18 protein-coding genes are annotated in these 15,306 nt (G+C 74.5%); 11 read left to right on the plus strand and 7 right to left on the minus strand.

Translation table 11 applies throughout. The features are described 5' to 3' along the window. Position 1: 1 nt before the first annotated feature. The gene (locus tag ABD665_RS03635) at positions 2 to 670 is read right to left on the minus strand and encodes a sigma factor-like helix-turn-helix DNA-binding protein (protein WP_204912188.1); all 669 of its coding nucleotides are present in this window, start codon (positions 668 to 670) and stop codon (positions 2 to 4) included. Further along, entirely contained in the window at positions 660 to 2,933 is a 2,274-nt protein-coding gene (locus ABD665_RS03640) for an ATP-binding protein (RefSeq protein ID WP_204912187.1), read from the minus strand. Before ABD665_RS03640 ends, ABD665_RS03635 begins: the two co-directional genes overlap by 11 nt. Before the next feature lie 253 nt (positions 2,934 to 3,186). Here ABD665_RS03640 and ABD665_RS03645 point away from each other — a divergent pair, with 253 nt between their 5' ends. The 5 genes from ABD665_RS03645 (at position 3,187) to ABD665_RS03665 (ending at position 6,692) form a co-directional block, all read left to right on the plus strand. After that, complete coding sequence (locus tag ABD665_RS03645) at positions 3,187 to 4,374, plus strand: spore photoproduct lyase family protein (protein ID WP_344741090.1); 1,188 nt, start codon at positions 3,187 to 3,189, stop codon at positions 4,372 to 4,374. A 141-nt stretch (positions 4,375 to 4,515) separates the two neighbouring features. Then, the gene (locus tag ABD665_RS03650; protein ID WP_204912186.1) at positions 4,516 to 5,718 is read left to right on the plus strand and encodes an inorganic phosphate transporter; all 1,203 of its coding nucleotides are present in this window, start codon (positions 4,516 to 4,518) and stop codon (positions 5,716 to 5,718) included. A 25-nt stretch (positions 5,719 to 5,743) separates the two neighbouring features. Further along, on the plus strand, positions 5,744 to 6,022 hold the full coding sequence (locus tag ABD665_RS03655; RefSeq protein WP_204912185.1) for a hypothetical protein: 279 nt from the start codon (positions 5,744 to 5,746) through the stop codon (positions 6,020 to 6,022). A 5-nt stretch (positions 6,023 to 6,027) separates the two neighbouring features. Continuing rightward, complete coding sequence (locus ABD665_RS03660) at positions 6,028 to 6,384, plus strand: DUF3349 domain-containing protein (protein WP_204912184.1); 357 nt, start codon at positions 6,028 to 6,030, stop codon at positions 6,382 to 6,384. 2 nt (positions 6,385 to 6,386) lie between these two features. Beyond that, positions 6,387 to 6,692, plus strand: coding sequence for a DUF3349 domain-containing protein (locus ABD665_RS03665; protein ID WP_204912183.1), 306 nt, complete (start codon positions 6,387 to 6,389; stop codon positions 6,690 to 6,692). Positions 6,693 to 7,038: 346 nt separating this feature from the next. Here ABD665_RS03665 and ABD665_RS03670 read toward each other — a convergent pair whose 3' ends face one another. From ABD665_RS03670 to meaB, 4 genes are all read right to left on the minus strand, one after another. Then, complete coding sequence (locus ABD665_RS03670; protein ID WP_344741094.1) at positions 7,039 to 7,599, minus strand: MarR family winged helix-turn-helix transcriptional regulator; 561 nt, start codon at positions 7,597 to 7,599, stop codon at positions 7,039 to 7,041. After that, positions 7,596 to 8,126, minus strand: coding sequence for a PH domain-containing protein (locus tag ABD665_RS03675; RefSeq protein WP_204912182.1), 531 nt, complete (start codon positions 8,124 to 8,126; stop codon positions 7,596 to 7,598). Before ABD665_RS03675 ends, ABD665_RS03670 begins: the two co-directional genes overlap by 4 nt. A gap of 8 nt (positions 8,127 to 8,134) precedes the next feature. After that, the gene (locus ABD665_RS03680) at positions 8,135 to 8,302 is read right to left on the minus strand and encodes a hypothetical protein (RefSeq protein ID WP_183338635.1); all 168 of its coding nucleotides are present in this window, start codon (positions 8,300 to 8,302) and stop codon (positions 8,135 to 8,137) included. Between the two features lie 147 nt (positions 8,303 to 8,449). Further along, positions 8,450 to 9,397, minus strand: coding sequence for a methylmalonyl Co-A mutase-associated GTPase MeaB (gene meaB, locus ABD665_RS03685; protein ID WP_344741098.1), 948 nt, complete (start codon positions 9,395 to 9,397; stop codon positions 8,450 to 8,452). Between the two features lie 89 nt (positions 9,398 to 9,486). Here meaB and mce point away from each other — a divergent pair, with 89 nt between their 5' ends. The 3 genes from mce to ABD665_RS03700 all read left to right on the plus strand — a co-directional run bounded on the left by mce (position 9,487) and on the right by ABD665_RS03700 (position 12,930). Further along, positions 9,487 to 10,023: a methylmalonyl-CoA epimerase gene (gene mce / locus ABD665_RS03690; RefSeq protein ID WP_344741101.1), complete on the plus strand. Its 537-nt coding sequence runs from the start codon at positions 9,487 to 9,489 to the stop codon at positions 10,021 to 10,023. A gap of 32 nt (positions 10,024 to 10,055) precedes the next feature. Then, positions 10,056 to 11,633, plus strand: coding sequence for a DivIVA domain-containing protein (locus tag ABD665_RS03695; RefSeq protein WP_204912181.1), 1,578 nt, complete (start codon positions 10,056 to 10,058; stop codon positions 11,631 to 11,633). A 121-nt stretch (positions 11,634 to 11,754) separates the two neighbouring features. After that, positions 11,755 to 12,930, plus strand: coding sequence for a DivIVA domain-containing protein (locus ABD665_RS03700; RefSeq protein ID WP_204912180.1), 1,176 nt, complete (start codon positions 11,755 to 11,757; stop codon positions 12,928 to 12,930). Positions 12,931 to 13,117: 187 nt separating this feature from the next. On the opposite strand, the gene nucS is transcribed toward ABD665_RS03700, so the two are convergent. Continuing rightward, the gene (gene nucS, locus ABD665_RS03705) at positions 13,118 to 13,834 is read right to left on the minus strand and encodes an endonuclease NucS (protein WP_204912179.1); all 717 of its coding nucleotides are present in this window, start codon (positions 13,832 to 13,834) and stop codon (positions 13,118 to 13,120) included. Positions 13,835 to 13,899: 65 nt separating this feature from the next. Here nucS and ABD665_RS03710 point away from each other — a divergent pair, with 65 nt between their 5' ends. The 3 genes from ABD665_RS03710 to ABD665_RS03720 all read left to right on the plus strand — a co-directional run bounded on the left by ABD665_RS03710 (position 13,900) and on the right by ABD665_RS03720 (position 15,306). Next, positions 13,900 to 14,172 carry a hypothetical protein gene (locus ABD665_RS03710; protein WP_344741104.1) on the plus strand — a complete coding sequence of 91 codons (273 nt, stop codon included), beginning with the start codon at positions 13,900 to 13,902 and terminating at the stop codon, positions 14,170 to 14,172. Continuing rightward, complete coding sequence (locus ABD665_RS03715) at positions 14,169 to 14,981, plus strand: alpha/beta fold hydrolase (protein WP_344741106.1); 813 nt, start codon at positions 14,169 to 14,171, stop codon at positions 14,979 to 14,981. The genes ABD665_RS03710 and ABD665_RS03715 overlap by 4 nt, the downstream gene beginning before the upstream one ends. Before the next feature lie 91 nt (positions 14,982 to 15,072). After that, positions 15,073 to 15,306 carry a hypothetical protein gene (locus tag ABD665_RS03720; RefSeq protein WP_204912178.1) on the plus strand — a complete coding sequence of 78 codons (234 nt, stop codon included), beginning with the start codon at positions 15,073 to 15,075 and terminating at the stop codon, positions 15,304 to 15,306.

Genomic DNA, 15,306 nt, shown 5'->3' on the forward strand with positions numbered 1-15,306 from the left:
CTCACCTGGGCTCGATGGGCGGCACGATGCCGTCCTCGATCGCCCGGCGGAGGAGGTCGACCTTCGTCGAGGCGGGGCGCTCGGCCTCGCTGTACTTCGCCCGGATGCGGCGCAGGTACTCGCGGGCGCTGTTCTCGGTGACGAAGAGCTGGGACGCGATCTGGGAGATCTCCAGCCCGGAGACGTAGAGGACGAGCACCTCGCGCTCGCGCTCGCTCAGGCGGGCCCGGACGAAGTCGGCGTCGCCGTCGATCATCGACAGGATCTCGGCCGACACCAGCGTCTGACCCTGCGCCACCTGCCGGAGCTTGTCCAACGTGAGCTGGATCGGCTCGGACTTGCGGCTCAGCCCGTGCGCGCCGGCCGCCAGCGCGCTCCGGACGTGGCGCGGGTTGTCCAGGACGGAGTAGACGAGCACCCGGCTGCCCGCCGCCACGACCGTGGCGACGGTGGCGCCGGGCTCGGAGCCGTCGCCGAGCGCGAGGTCGAGCACGACGACGTCGGGCGGGTTGGCCTCGACGATCTCGACCAGCGCCGCGGCGTTGGTGACGTGCCCGCGCAGCCGGATCGGTCGGCCCGAGCCGAGCCGGGCGGCCCCGACGAGCCCGATCCAGACCACGTCGTGGTCGTCGGCGACCACCACCGTGATCGGTGCCGCATCAGCGACCACGCGTCTCCACCTCCGAGGTGATCAGGAACCCCGACGCGTCGAGGCGTACGAGGTGCGTGCCGGCAGCATCCTCGCTCAGCACGGACGCGGACGTCGTCCCGTCCTCGGGAGCGAGCCGCACCACGAGACGCGAGACCGACTCGACCGCGAGGGCCCGACGGACGGTGTCGAGGAGAGCCTGCCCGATGCGGGGCGGAACCGTCGAGTGGCGACTGTCGACGAGCCGGACGTCGACCCCCCGGCGCCGTGCGCCCTCGGTGAGCACGGCGAGCTCGTCGCTCATCACGTTGCGGGCCACCAGCGACTCACGCAGCGTCGCCTCCAGCAGCAGGGCCTCGGCCCGCAGGTCCTCGGGCACCGGGTCGGTGGAGCCGGCCAGCCGCACGAGGATCGTGCGGGCCTGGGACCGGAGGTCGGCGACCCAGAGCGCCCGCTGCACGAGCGCGACGTGCTGGCGCACCGACGCGTCGATGGCCGCGTCCTCCTGGCGGCGCAGCGCGACCTGCCGCCGGCTGATCGTGCGGAGGATGCGGTTCACCAGGACGGCCATCACGAGGAACAGCACCGGGCCGGCACCCCAGCTGAGGACCCCGGCCCAGCCGTCGGGGCCGGTGAGGGACCACAGCAGCACGCTGGCCTCGGTGATCGCGAGCCCGAGCAGCGCCCAGCCCGCCCGCCGGCGGACGACGAGGGTCACGAGGACGAGCTGGACGGAGAAGAGGTGCCAGACGAGGATCCCGAGCGCGGGCTGCGGGACCGTGAGGGTCATCGCGGCGCACAGGCCCGCGACCGCGGCGACCGCCCCGGCCGCCGTCCCCCGGCTCAGCCGCAGCCCGTCGCCGGGCCGCAGCACGAGCGCCGTCGCCAGCACGGCCAGGACCATCGCCACGACGAGCGGCACGAGCGCCCGGTAGACGCCGGCCGTCGCCGCCCCCACCGCGAGGTTCACCGCGAGCGCGACCCAGGTGACCGCCGTGAACCGTGCGGCCGGGAAGTCGACCGGCAGCCGCGGCTCCTCCTCGTCGGGGACCGGGACGACCCGGGCGGTGGCGTCGGCGGAGCCGGTCCAGGTGAGGGTGAAGACGGTCCCCCGCCCGGGCACGCTCGTCAGGTCGGCGTCGAGCCCGCTCTGCCGGCACGCCTCGAGCATCGACACCCGTACGCCCAGCCGGTCGGGCGGCAGCCGGTCGGGCGCGAAGCCCCTGCCGTCGTCGCGCACCTGGACGACGAGGGCGACCTCGTCCCCGGGCGGGTCGGCGTCGAAGCGCACCGCCACGGTCGACGCGCCGCTGTGGCGCACGGCGTTGCGGACGGCCTCCCGCACCGCGCTCAGCAGGGTCTCCGACACCTGGTCGGGGACCCGGAGCGCGGCCACCCCGTCCGCGAGATGCTGGACGTAGACCACGTCGGGGCTCACCCGGCGGGCCGTCTGCTCGGCCAGGCTGGCCAGGACCGGCACCGAGAGCGCACCCCTCGGGACCGCCGCGTCGCGCAGCGCGTCGACCTTGGCGAGCGTCTCGCGCGCCAGCTGGGCCGTCGCCCGCGCCGTCGCGGCACCGTTGCTCTGGACGGCGGCGGTGAGGGTCGTCATGACGTCGTCGTGGATCAGCTGATCGAGGCGGGCGCGCTCGTCGGCGAGGGCGCGCTCGACGGCCTGGCGGACACCCTCGTCGCGCAGCCGTGCGCCCAGCTCGTCCGCCGTGCGGGCGGCGCTCAGCATGCCGAGGGCGATGACCCCGACCACGAGCCCGGCCGACGTGCCGAAGAGGCCCTCGACGACGGCCTCGACGAGCTCGGTGCCACCCGCGAGCCGCAGGACGGTCCAGGCCGCAGCCAGCACGAGCGCGTACGCCGCACCCACCCGCAGCCCGCCCCAGACCGAGGCGCAGACCACGGCGAGACCGACGTGGAACCAGAGGAAGGGGTAGGTGTCGGGCGCCGCCATCGGGCTCAGCGTCAGCACGGCGGCCAGGGTCAGCACGGCGAACGCGAGCAGCCAGCCGCCCAGCGCCCGGCCGCGCACGGCCAGGACGAGCATCCCGACCACCACCACGGCCTGCACCGCGCAGACGGCGACCAGCCAGGGTCGCGGCAGTCCCGGGGCCTGGTCGAGCAGGGCCGGCACGCCCGGCAGCAGCCCGACCACGGCGTAGCCGGCGAGGATCCGGTGGATCATCGCCGTCATGTCGTGGGCGATGGGGGTCGCCGGACCCGGGCGCGAGAGCCAGGACCCGTTCCGGGGCACGTCGAGAGCCCTGGTCACCGAGGTCCCCTCCTTCGGCCGTCGCCCCGTCGCTGTCCGGCCCGCCCTGCTGCGGCCGGTCCCGACCCCCGGCCGGACCGCCCGCCCCGCGGGGCGGTGGCGCCGTTCCGGGGGCCGGCCTCCCGCCCCCCAAGCTCCGGTCGGCGAGGCACGATCCCCCGAGCGCGCTCCGCCGACCGGCACCACACGACTATCCTGGATGTATCGCCTGAGCAAGTAGTTGCACGGGAAATGACTTCCTTGTCCCCCGTACGTGCGACGTGGGCCCATCCTGCTCCTCCCCCTCCCGAGGCTGACGCTGACCACCCTGCTGCCCCTGACCGACGTCTCCGCGACCGCGCCCGACCCCGTCCGGACGTCGCGTCCGCGGCGCTGGCTGCCCCGCCGCGTGCTCGTCATGAAGGCGGCCGTCGACCTCCCGCACACCGCCGAGGTGCTGCGCCGCGCCACGGCGGCCGGGGTCGAGGAGATCGACGTCGTCGGCCGGGTCAGCGCCCCGAAGGGCGCCTCCGAGCGGGAGACGTACGCGTGGGCCAAGTCGACGCTCGCCCTCGTGGTGGCGCCACCGAGCGCCCGCAAGCCGCAGCCGATCCCGCCGAGCGCCGACTGGCGCATCGACCTCGCCCGCGGCTGCCCGGCGCACTGCCAGTACTGCTACCTCGCCGGCTCCCTGAGCGGACCTCCGGTCACCCGCGTCTTCGCCAACCTCGACGAGGTGCTCGCGCCGATCGGCGAGCTCGCCGGGCAGGGCACCGTCACGAGCGGCACGGCCGCTCGGGGCCACGAGGGCACGACCTTCGAGCTGTCCTGCTACACCGACCCGCTCGGCATCGAGCACGTCACCGGGTCGCTGGCGGCCGCCGTCCAGCGCGTCGGCACCGGGGCGTACGGGGACGGGGTGAGCCTGCGGTTCACCACCAAGTTCGACGACGTGGAGGAGCTCGCCGGGCTCGACCACGGCGGCCGCACCCGCGCCCGCTTCTCGGTGAACGCCGCCGAGGTGGCCGCCCGCTTCGACGGCGGGACGGCCCCGATGCCCGGCCGGCTGCAGGCGCTGGCCACCCTCGCGGCCGCCGGCTACCCGGTCGGGCTGACCGTGGCCCCGGTGATGCCCGTCGAGGGCTGGCGGGACGCGTACGGGCAGCTGCTCGACGACGTCCGGGCCTCGCTCGCCCCGGTGGCCGCCGCGGACGGGCATCCCGTCGACCTGACGGTCGAGGTCATCACGCACCGCTTCACGCCGGGCAGCCGCGACGTGCTGCTCTCGTGGTACCCGAAGACCCGGCTCGAGATGGACGAGTCGGCCCGCAGCCAGAAGCGCTCCAAGTTCGGCGGCGTGAAGTACGTCTACCCCCGCGACACCATGCGCGAGCTGCGGTCCTGGTTCGAGACCGAGGTCCCCGCCCGGCTGCCGGGCACCCCCCTGCTCTACCTCACCTGACCTCGTCGGGAGGGCGTGCGGGACCGTTCCCAGGGTGAGTGGTGTCCGGTGCCGTACGGATAGATGAACAATGAATGAACCATGCTCCGGGGGCCGTTCCGGGGTGGATATCCACAGCTCCGGACCAGCACCATCGACGCTGTGACCGAAGCCCTGTTCATCCTCGCGATCGTCGTGATCACCGCCCTGGCGTTCGACTTCACCAACGGCTTCCACGACACCGCCAACGCGATGGCCACGTCCATCGCGACCGGAGCCCTCAAGCCCAAGACGGCCGTGCTCCTCGCCGCCACCCTCAACCTCGTCGGCGCGTTCCTGAGCATCCAGGTCGCCCTCACGGTGAGCAACAAGATCATCCACATCCAGGGGGCCAACGGCGCGCCGGTCCCGGAGCTGATGGGGGTGCCGATCCTCACGATCATCTTCGCGGGGCTCGTCGGCGGGATCCTCTGGAACGTCCTGACCTGGCTCCTCGGTCTGCCGTCGTCCTCGTCGCACGCGCTGTTCGGCGGGCTGATCGGCTCGGCCATCGCCGCGCTCGGCCTGGACGGCGTCAAGTGGGACGGCGTCGTGTCGTCGGTGATCCTGCCGGCCTTCTTCTCCCCCGTCGTCGCCGGCCTCGTGGCGGCGATCGGCACCTGGGTGGTCTTCAAGATCACCGCCGCGGTCGCCACCGGTCCGCGCGAGAAGGGCTTCCGCTGGGGCCAGATCGGCTCGGCCTCGCTGGTCGCCCTCGCGCACGGCACGAACGACGCACAGAAGACGATGGGCGTGATCACGCTCGCCCTGATCGCGTACGGCAGCTGGACCGCGGGTGAGGGGATCCCGCTGTGGGTGAAGATCGCCTGCGCGGTGGCCATCGCCTCCGGCACCTACATCGGCGGCTGGCGCGTCATCCGCACGCTCGGCAAGGGCCTGGTCGAGATCAGCTCCCCACAGGGCATGGCCGCCGAGTTCGCCTCGGCCGCGGTGATCCTGTCCTCGAGCCACCTCGGCATGGCGCTCTCCACCACGCACGTCGCCACCGGCTCGATCCTGGGCTCCGGGGTCGGACGGCCGGGCGCGACCGTGCGCTGGGGCGTCGCGGGCCGGATGGCGATCGCCTGGGTCATCACGCTCCCCGCCGCCGCGGTCGTCGGTGCGATCTGCTGGGCCATCGCGCACGGCGTCGGCGGTGCCCTCGGCACCGGGCTGGTGTTCGTCATCCTGGTCGTCGTGGCCGGGCTGATGTTCCGTCACTCGCGCAAGACCAAGATCGACCCGAACAACGTCAACGAGGAGTGGGACGGCGGCCTCCACCCCAAGGGCGTCACGGCCGAGTCCAAGACCCCCGTCAACGTCTGACCGCCCGAAAGGCAACGAGAACATCATGGGTGAGATCTTTCTGAAGGCCTTCGAGGCCCTCTGGCAGGTGCTGGTCGCCGGGATCGTCCTCGGCGCCGGCCTGCCGGCCGTCTTCGCGCTGGGCATCAAGGCCCTCGGCACCGGCCGCACGCTGGCCGCCGACGGCGTCACGTACACCACGCCGCCCACCGGGGCGGGCCGTGCGGGTTCCACCGTGCTGTTCGCGGTCTGCGTCGCGGCGATCCTGGGCGGCATCTTCCTCGTCGTGGCCAGCGGCTTCGGCATCAAGATCTTCGGGAGCTGAGCGCGATGACGACGACCGGGAGCACCACGGCGGACGTCGGCGGAACCGACCAGCCGAACGTCGCCCTCCGCGTCCTGCACTGGCTCGAGGCCGGCTACCCCGACGGTATCCCGCGCCAGGACCGCTTCCCGCTGATCGCGCTGCTCCGTCGGCGCCTCACCGAGGAGCAGACCCGCGAGATCGTGCGGGACCTCACGGCGCCGGGTGCGCTCGAGACCCGCGGCGACGACCCGATCACGCAGGCGGAGATCGAGGAGCTGGTCGCCCGCCAGCTGTCCGAGTCCCCGACCCCGGAGGACGTCAGCCGAGTGTCCGCCCGCCTCGCCGCCGGCGGCTGGCCGCTGGCCGACACGCTCGACTGACCGTGGGTCTGACCAGCTGGGTCACCTCCGTCGTCGGCTGGCTCAAGGCCGGCTACCCCGACGGGGTCCCCGAGGCCGACTACGTCCCGCTGCTCGCCGTGCTGTCGCGTCGGCTGAGCAGCGATGAGGTGCGCGCGGTCGCGGCGCAGCTGGTCGGCCAGGGCCGGCTCCCGATCGACGACGCCGACATCGGCACCCTGATCACCAAGATCAGCGACGACCTGCCGCGCGAGGAGGACGTCCTCCGCGTACGGACCCGGCTGGCGCTCGGCGGGTGGCCGCTGGCCGACCCGCGCACTCTGGGCTGACCGCGCGAGTTCCGACCCAGGCGTCCCAGGACTTTCACGTTTACGTGAAAGTCCGGTACTCACCACGGCAGATCTGCCGGGCAAAGTACTGGACTTTCACGTAAACGTGAAAGTCCTGAGGCTCGAGCGACGCGGACGACGGGTAGGGACAGAGGTCAGGCGGCGGCGGCAAGGTCCACGGGCGCCGGACCGGGGCCCGTTCAGGAGCGCTCCGGCACACGTGCCGCCGCCGGGACATGACGAGAGTCAGCGACTGCCTGCTCGGGGGTTCAGGTAGCCGCTGACTCTCGACCCCTTCATCGCCCCGGCCCCGGCCCGCGTTACGGCCGGGCCCGGATGACCTGCGTCACACCTCGAAGTCGCCGGCCGCCTCGCGCGGCGGGGTCAGCAGCTCGGTGAGGTCGTCGCACTGCTCGTCGGAGAGCGAGCCCAAACCGAAGCGCACGGCCATCACGACCTCCGTGGCCCGCTCGACGAGCTCGCGACCCGCCGGGGTGATGGAGGCGAGCACCGCACGGCCGTCCTCCGGGTGCGGCGTACGACGGATGAGCTCGGCCGCCTCCAGCCGCTTGACCAGGGGCGTCACCGACGTCGCGTGGACCTGGAGCCGCTCCCCGATCTTGCCCAGCGGCAGCGCGCCGCGCCGCGAGAACGACAGCAGCACGAGCACCTCGTAGCGGGCGAAGGTGAGCCCGAGGGGGCGCAGCCGCTCGTCGAGCTCGGTGAGGACGAGCTGGTGCACCCGCATCAGCGAGGTGACGGCGCGCATCCGGGGGACGTCGCCCCAGTGCTGCGACCACAGCCCGGCGGCGGCCTCGATCGGGTCGAACGGCAGGCTCGGGCGGCGCCGTACGGCGGCCGCGGGCGTGTCCTCGGGAGGCGAACCGGGGCCGGACGGCGTGCTCACGTGCCGTCGTCCTGCGCCGGGGCCGTGGCCCGCAGGCCGGCGCGCTGCATGGTGTCCTGCAGGAGGACGTCCCGCCCGTCGATGTCGGCCACGAAGCGGATCTCGCTGATCCCCTGGACCTGTGCCGCGGACTCGAACACGAAGTGACCGTAGTTCAGGAGCCGGCCGAGCAGCGGCTTCTTGACCGTGATGTCCAGGATCCGCCCGAGGGGCACGCTCGCCCGCTGGGTGCTGAAGGTGCCGTGCACCCGGAACACCCGCATGTTGGTGATGACGAACCGGTCGCGGTACTCGTCGAGCACCCGGAACAGCGCCTGGCCGCCCAGCGCCAGCCCGGCGACGAGCAGCACCCACCGGACGGGGCCGACGTACGCGAACGCGCTGACCACGACCGGCACCGCGACCACGAGCCGGGCCCAGGCGAGCACGCTCGCGGCCCAGTGCTTGTGCACCTCGCGGACGACGTACTCGCCCTGGTCGCGCAGCAGGTACTGGTCGACGTGGGGGTCCAGCCAGGACGCGAGCACCGGGGTCGCTAGGAGGCGAGGCTGGTGAAGAACGTGATGATCGAGCCGAACGCCTTGCCGACGGCCAGGAAGGCCGTCCGCACCGCCGCCGCCGCGCCCTCGGGCTGGTTGACGACGTAGAACAGGCAGAACCCGACCACGAGCACGAAGACGAAGCGCTTCACCCACTTGGTCACGCGATCCCCCTCGGCCTGCTCGTCGGCGCACGCCGGCGTCACCGGGTGCCGGGCCGCTCGTGCCCTCCACCTTTCTACCGGGCGCGGGCCTCGGTGTCGCGCAGCCACGCCGCCGTCGCGCGCCGGCGCGCGCCCACGCCGTGACGCTCAACGCGTGGCGAGCAGGTCCCGGGCCGCCGCGTACGGGTCGAGCCGGCCGGCCGCCACCTCGCCCGCGAGCCGGTCGAGCTCCCCGGCACCGCCCGGCGCGCTCGCCCGGACCTCGGCGAGGACGAGCTGCTCGACCTCGCCACGCGCCCGCCGGGTCCGCCGGGCCTCCCAGCCCCCCGTACGGCGCTGGTGCTCGGCGAAGGCCTCCACGGCCGCGAGGACGTCGTCGACCCCGGTGAGCTCCACGCTGGACAGCTGCACCACCGGGGGCACCCAGTCCCCCGGCTCACGGTGGCCGTGGGCCACCATCGCGCGCAGCTCCTGGGCCAGCCCGGAGGCGCCGTCCCGGTCGGCCTTGGTCACCACGAGCACGTCGGCCACCTCCAGCACGCCGGCCTTGGCCAGCTGGACCCCGTCGCCGGCGCCGGGCGCCAGCAGCACGAGCGTGACGTCGGCGGTGGCCGCGACCGCGACCTCCGACTGGCCCACGCCCACGGTCTCGACCAGCGTCGTCGTGCACCCCGCCGCGTCCAGGACGCGCAGCGCCGCGGGCACCGCCGCCGCCAGCCCGCCGAGCTCGCCGCGGGTCGCCATCGACCGGATGTGGACGCCCGCGTCCAGGGCGTGCTCCTGCATGCGGACCCGGTCGCCCAGGACGGCCCCGCCCGAGAAGGGTGACGTGGGGTCGACCGCCAGCACGCCGACCCGGTCGCCGCGGCTGCGCAGCCGGGCCACGAGCGCACCGACGGCGCTCGACTTGCCGACGCCGGGCGCCCCGGTGAGCCCGACGACCAGGGCACGGCCGGTGTCCGCGGTCATCGCCGCGACCAGACCGGGCACCAGCGGCGACGCGCTCTCGACCAGGCTGATCAGGCGACCCACCGCCCGGGGCCGTCCGGCCCGCACCCCGGCCAGCAGCCCGGCCGGGTCGGTCGTCGTCACCACGGGGTGCGGGTGCGGTCGCCGGGACCCGCGCTGCTCGCCACCGTGCCATCCTCGCAGGACCGGCGCGGCCGGAGCCCTACCGTGGGGGCGTGGTCGACGCCGAGGCTCCCGGGACCGCCCCCGCCCTGCACCTGCCGGGCGTGGTGGCGCTGGACCACGTGGGGATCGCGGTGCCCGACCTCGACGTGGCGATCCGCTTCCACACCGAGGTGCTCGGGCTCGTGCTCGTGCACCGCGAGGTCAACGAGGAGCAGGGCGTCGCCGAGGCGATGCTCGCCGCCGCGGGCGCCCCGTCCGGTGCGGCGGAGGTGCAGCTGCTCGCGCCGCTGGACGAGGGTTCGGCGATCGCGCGGTTCCTGGACCGCTCCGGCCCCGGGCTGCAGCAGGTGGCGTACCGGGTCTCGGACGTGGACGCGGCCTGCGCCGAGCTCCGCACCCGCGGCGTGCGCCTGCTCTATGATCGGCCGCGAGCAGGGACGCGTGGCTCGAGGATCAACTTCATCCACCCGCGGGACGCGGGTGGTGTCCTCGTCGAGCTGGTGGGGGCGGCGGGTCCGGACCGGGGGCCGACCGAGGCCGCCCGCGTCGTGCACGATCCGGAGGGGGTCCGGGTCGACGGGGGTTGAGCCACGGCTCACCAGGAGGGACTCACACACACATGGCCCGTTCGGACAACGCAGGTCTCGGACTGTTCGAGGACACCGCGAGCGCCGCAGGGAACTTCCCCGGCGCGCTGCGCGGCTACGACCGCCAGGCGGTCGACGAGTACGTCCGCACGCTCGAGGCGAGCGTCGTGCAGTCCCGCAGCCACGCCGCCGACCTGGAGAAGCAGGTCACCGGTCTGCAGGACCAGCTGCAGGAGAGCAAGCTGCGCGAGACCGACCCGGACGACGTCGACTACGCCGGGCTGGGCGGGCGTGCGAACGAGATCCTCCGCCTCGCGCAGGAGCAGGCCCACGACCTGACCACGGCGGCGACGCTGGAGGGCGAGCGCATCCGCGAGGAGGCGCGCCGCGACGCCGCGCAGCAGCGCGAGCAGGCCGAGCGCGACAGCGGCGAGCTCCGTACGGGCGGCCTCAGCGAGATCAGCGAGCTGCGGACGCGGCTCCAGGACGAGGTCGCGGGGCAGGTCGCCCGCGCCCAGGCCGAGTCGTCGGCCCTGCTCGAGGCGGCCCGGCGCGAGGGCGCGTCGCTGCGGCTGCAGGCGGAGCACGAGGTGGCGACGATGCGCGACGAGGCCCGCCTGGAGACCGACGCGCTGCGCAGCGAGGTCGCGCGCGAGGTCGCCGAGTCCCGGGCCGAGGTGGCCCGCGAGCGCGAGGAGACCCTGGCGCGCGTCCGCGGCGAGCACGACGACCTCGCCGCCCGGACCCGGGCGATGCTGGCCGAGGCCGCCGAGCACCACACCCAGTCCACCGGGCGCCTCGAGGGCGACATCGCCGAGTCCGCGCGGATCCGCGCCGAGGCGGTCGCCGAGGCCGAGCAGGTCCGCGGCAACGCGATCGCCGAGGCGGAGAACCGTATCGCCACCGCCCGAAAGCAGGCCGCGGCCATCACCGCCCGTACGCAGCAGGAGTTCTCCTGGCGCAAGCAGCAGCTGCGGCGCGAGACCGAGCTGCTGCAGCAGCGCAAGCAGGCGGTGCTCAGCCAGCTCGCCAGCCTCTCCGAGCTCGCGCAGCAGACGGCGTCGTCCTTCCCCGACCTCGACGAGGACGCCGACCAGGGCGACCGCGGTCAGCAGGCCCGCTCCGACGGTTCCGCCTCCGGCACGGGGTCCGACGCCCCGAACGACGCGCCCGACGAGCACGACGTGCCCGAGGACGGCGACGACCGGACCGTGCTGAAGCGCTACAGCACGCCGACGCTGCCGCAGGACGCCGGTTCGTCGGAGGCGAGCGACGAGGCCGAGGCCGGTCGCACGGACGGCGGGGACACCGCCAGCAGCACCGGCGCCGGCTCTGACGCCGACGCGCCGGCCGACGACGACGCGACCACCGTGCGCAGCGCGGTGCCGGCGGCGGGCCAGCAGGACGAGGGCGGGGCCACCGGCCGGACCACAGGGACGACCGTGACCCGGACCGCCGGCGACGACGGGCCGAGCGAGGGCGGCAGCACGGGCACGGACGACGACGGTCTCGACATCCCGATGGACGGCGAGCCCACGCTGCTCGCGGCCCCGGGACGCCTGCCGTCGGTGGACCCGTCGGCGGGCCGGGGCAGGACGCCGCGGGGCTGATCTTCTCGATCGTCCGCCCGGGCGGTTCGCACCGCGGTCCGCCCGGGTCGAGCCGCTAACCTGGCGCGTGGAACGGGTCCCGCGCCGTCCAGGGGACCCGGCATCGTCCAGGGGGCCGAGAATGAGCACAGTTCGCCACGCAGACCACGACCCGGGCACGGGCTACTTCGGGAGCGCCCGCAAGGGCTACGACCGCGCCGCGGTCGACCGCTTCGTCGAGGACGCGCAGACCCAGATCGCCGGGCTGCAGCGCGAGGTCGACAACCTGGCCGCGCAGAACCGCGCGATGGCGGCCCAGCGCGCGATGACCCCCGACTTCTCCAGCCTCGGCGGCCGCGCGCAGGAGATCCTGCGTGTCGCCGAGGAGCAGGCCCAGGAGACGACGCACCGGGCGAGCACGGCGGCCGACGACCTGGTCGCGGGCGCCCAGCGGGACGCCGACCGGATGCGCGACGACACCGTGCACGAGCTGGCCGGTCTGCGCCAGCACCGCCTGGCCGAGCTCGACGAGCTCCGGCGGCGGACCGAGGAGGACACGAACCTCGCCCTCGAGCGGGCGCACGCGTCGGCCCAGCAGCTGCTGGCCGCTGCCCGGCTGGAGGCGGACGCCGTCCGCACCGAGGCCGAGGCACGGGCGCACGACCTGGTGCAGACCGCGGTCTACGAGGCCGAGCAGCAGCGGGCCGCCGCGCAGCGCGAGGCTGCCGCCGTCGCCGCCGACGTCGCCGCCCACCGCGAGGCCACGTACGCGGAGCTGCAGCGGGCGCAGGAGGAGGCGGCCGCGCACGTCGAGGCGATGCTCGCCGAGGCGACCCGGCAGCAGACGACCACCGCGGCCCACCTGGCCGCCGAGACCGAGCAGGCGATCGCGCTGCGGGCCGAGGCGCTGGCCGACGCCGAGCACCTCCGGACGACCGCCCAGGCCGACGCCGAGGCCGCCGTCGCGCGCGCCCAGCAGCAGGCCGCGACGATCGACGAGCGCGCCCGCCAGGAGTACGCCTGGCGGCGCCGCCAGATGCGCCAGGAGCAGGCCCTGCTGGACCAGCGACGTTCCGCGATCCTGGGTCAGCTGACCTCGCTCAGCGCCCTCGCCGCCGAGACCGCCGGCAACCTGCCCGAGGTGCCGGAGATCCTGTTCAGCGAGTTCGAGTCGCTGTCCTCGGGTTCCGCGGAACGCCAGCCCGTCGCCCCGACCGTCGAGGTCGACGAGCAGGACGACGCGCCCACCGACGAGCAGCAGGTCGAGCACGACGAGGACGCGACCTCGGTCCGCTACCTCGACTCCCGCTCCGCCTGACCCGTACGCGGACGCCAGACCCCGCACGAACCCTCTGAGCCTGCGGGGCAGCTACGCCCCCTGAGCCTGTCGAAGGGCCCGGAACGGGTCGGCTCCGTCCACCGACGTGAGGCCGACCTCTTCGAGGCCCTTCGACAGGCTCAGGGGGCGTTCGTGGGCTCTTCGAGCGTCCTGGCGTTCCGCGCCCTCAGAACAGCCGCGAACCCGGGTCGTCCAGGCCGCGGAGGACGTCGTAGTCGACCAGCACGCAGGCCAGGCCGCGGTCCTCGGCGAGGGTGCGGGCCTGCTTGGTGATGCTCTGGGCGGCGAAGATCCCGCGCACGGGGGCGAGCAGCGCGTCCCGGTTCAGCAGCTCGCGGTAGCGGGTGAGCTGCTCGACGCCGTCGATCTCCCCGCGCCGCTTGATCTCGACGATCACGTACGCGTCGTCCGCGTCGCGGCACAGCAGGTCGACCGGCCCGACCGGCGTCGGGTGCTCCCGGCGGACCAGCGACAGCCCCGGCGCGATGCTGCCGGGGTGCTCGGCGAGCAGGGCCTGCAGGTGCGCCTCGACGCCGTCCTTCACCAGGCCGGGGTCGATCCCGAGGTCGTGGCTGGAGTCGCTGAACACCTCGCCGATCGAGATCTGCAGGGTGTCGCCGTCGCGTCCCCGCACCTCCCAGACCGCGGTCAGCGGCTCGCCGACGACCGCCGACCCGGGCAGCGGCTCCGGGACCGGGGGCGCCGGCTTCTCGGTGAGCCTGCAGGGCGGGCTCATCCAGTTCAGCGGCTTGTAGGCGCGGTCGTCCGCGTGGATCGAGACGGACCCGTCCGCCTTGACGAGGATGAGGCGGGTGGCCATCGGCAGGTGGGCGGTCAGCCGACCCGCGTAGTCGACCTGGCACCGGGCGATCAGCAGACGCACCGCGCCACCCTAGTGGTGTCCGGCGGACCGCAGGACGCGTCGCCACGTCCTGACAGACTGGAGGCGTGGCCCGTCGACCGAGCAAGCACCTGCGCCCGGCGCGGCCCCTCTCCGCCGGCCACGCCACGTCCGAGACCAAGGCCGACGGCGTCTGGGTGGTGCGCAGCATCCCCGGCGCCCGGGCCGAGAAGACCTACCGCTGCCCCGGCTGCCAGCAGGTCGTCACGCCGATGACGCCGCACGTCGTCGTCTGGCCCGCGGAACCCTCCTGGCAGACCGCCAGCCCCGTCGAGGAGCGCCGCCACTGGCACACCGGCTGCTGGCAGCGCCGCCCGTGAGCGTGACGGCGGACGGACGGCCGCTCGCGAGCACCACGTACGGCGAGCAGGGGCCGCGGGTCGTCCTGCTGCACGGCCTCTTCGGGCAGGGCCGCAACTTCACGGGCGTGGCGAAGGCGCTGGCCGACGCGGCCCGGGTGACCCTCGTCGACCTGCCGGACCACGGCCGCTCCCCCTGGTCGGACGAGTTCTCCTACGTGGCCGTCGCCGACCGCGTGGCCGGCTTCCTGGCCGCGACCGCCCCCGGCGAGCGCTGGACCGTGGTCGGGCACTCGATGGGCGGCAAGGTGGCCATGCTCGTCGCGCTGCGCCACCCGGCGCTGGTGGAGCGGCTGTGCGTCGTGGACGTCGCTCCCGCCACGTCGGCGGCGGTCAGCAGCTTCGGCACCTACGTCGAGGCCATGCGCGAGGTGGACCTCGCCACGCTGGTCGACCGGGCGGCGGCCGACGCCGTCGTGGCGGCGCGGGTCCCGGACCGGGCCGTCCGCGGCTTCCTCATGCAGAACCTGCGCCGCGACGGCAGCGGCGACCAGGCGCGCTGGCACTGGCAGATGAACCTGGCCCTCCTGGGCGACCGCCTGCCCGCGATCGCCGGCTGGCCGGGCGAGGGCCTCGGCCCGTACGACGGTCCCGTGCTCTGGCTCGCGGGCGCACGGTCCGCCTACGTCACGTCGGCCGACGCCCCGGTGATGCGGGCCCTGTTCCCGCGGGTGCTGCTGGTCCGGGTGAAGGACGCCGGGCACTGGGTCCACGCGGACCAGCCGGCGGTGTTCGTCGCGACCGTGCGCCGCTTCCTGACGGCCACGTGAGCGACCGCCGGCTCCCCCGCAACCGCGGGGTGGACCGCCGTGGAACTCTGGAGCGGCGCCACGCCCACGGACCCGACCGAGGAGGTAGGAGATGCACGACCTGCTCGTCACGCTGCTGACGCTGGTGCCGCTCGACGCGACCCCGGCCGCCACCGGCATCCAGGACCCCGTCTCCCCCACGGGTCAGGGCAACGGCTTCGCCGCCTCGATCCTCGGCGGCTTCTTCGGGCTCGGCCTCATCGTCCTCGCCGCCGTGCTGATCTCGATGAAGCCCAAGCGGCGCGACCCCCGCGACAACCCGCCGCCGAGGCCGCGCCCGCGCTGA

This window comes from Microlunatus spumicola (assembly GCF_039536445.1).
Taxonomy (GTDB): domain Bacteria; phylum Actinomycetota; class Actinomycetes; order Propionibacteriales; family Propionibacteriaceae; genus Microlunatus; species Microlunatus spumicola.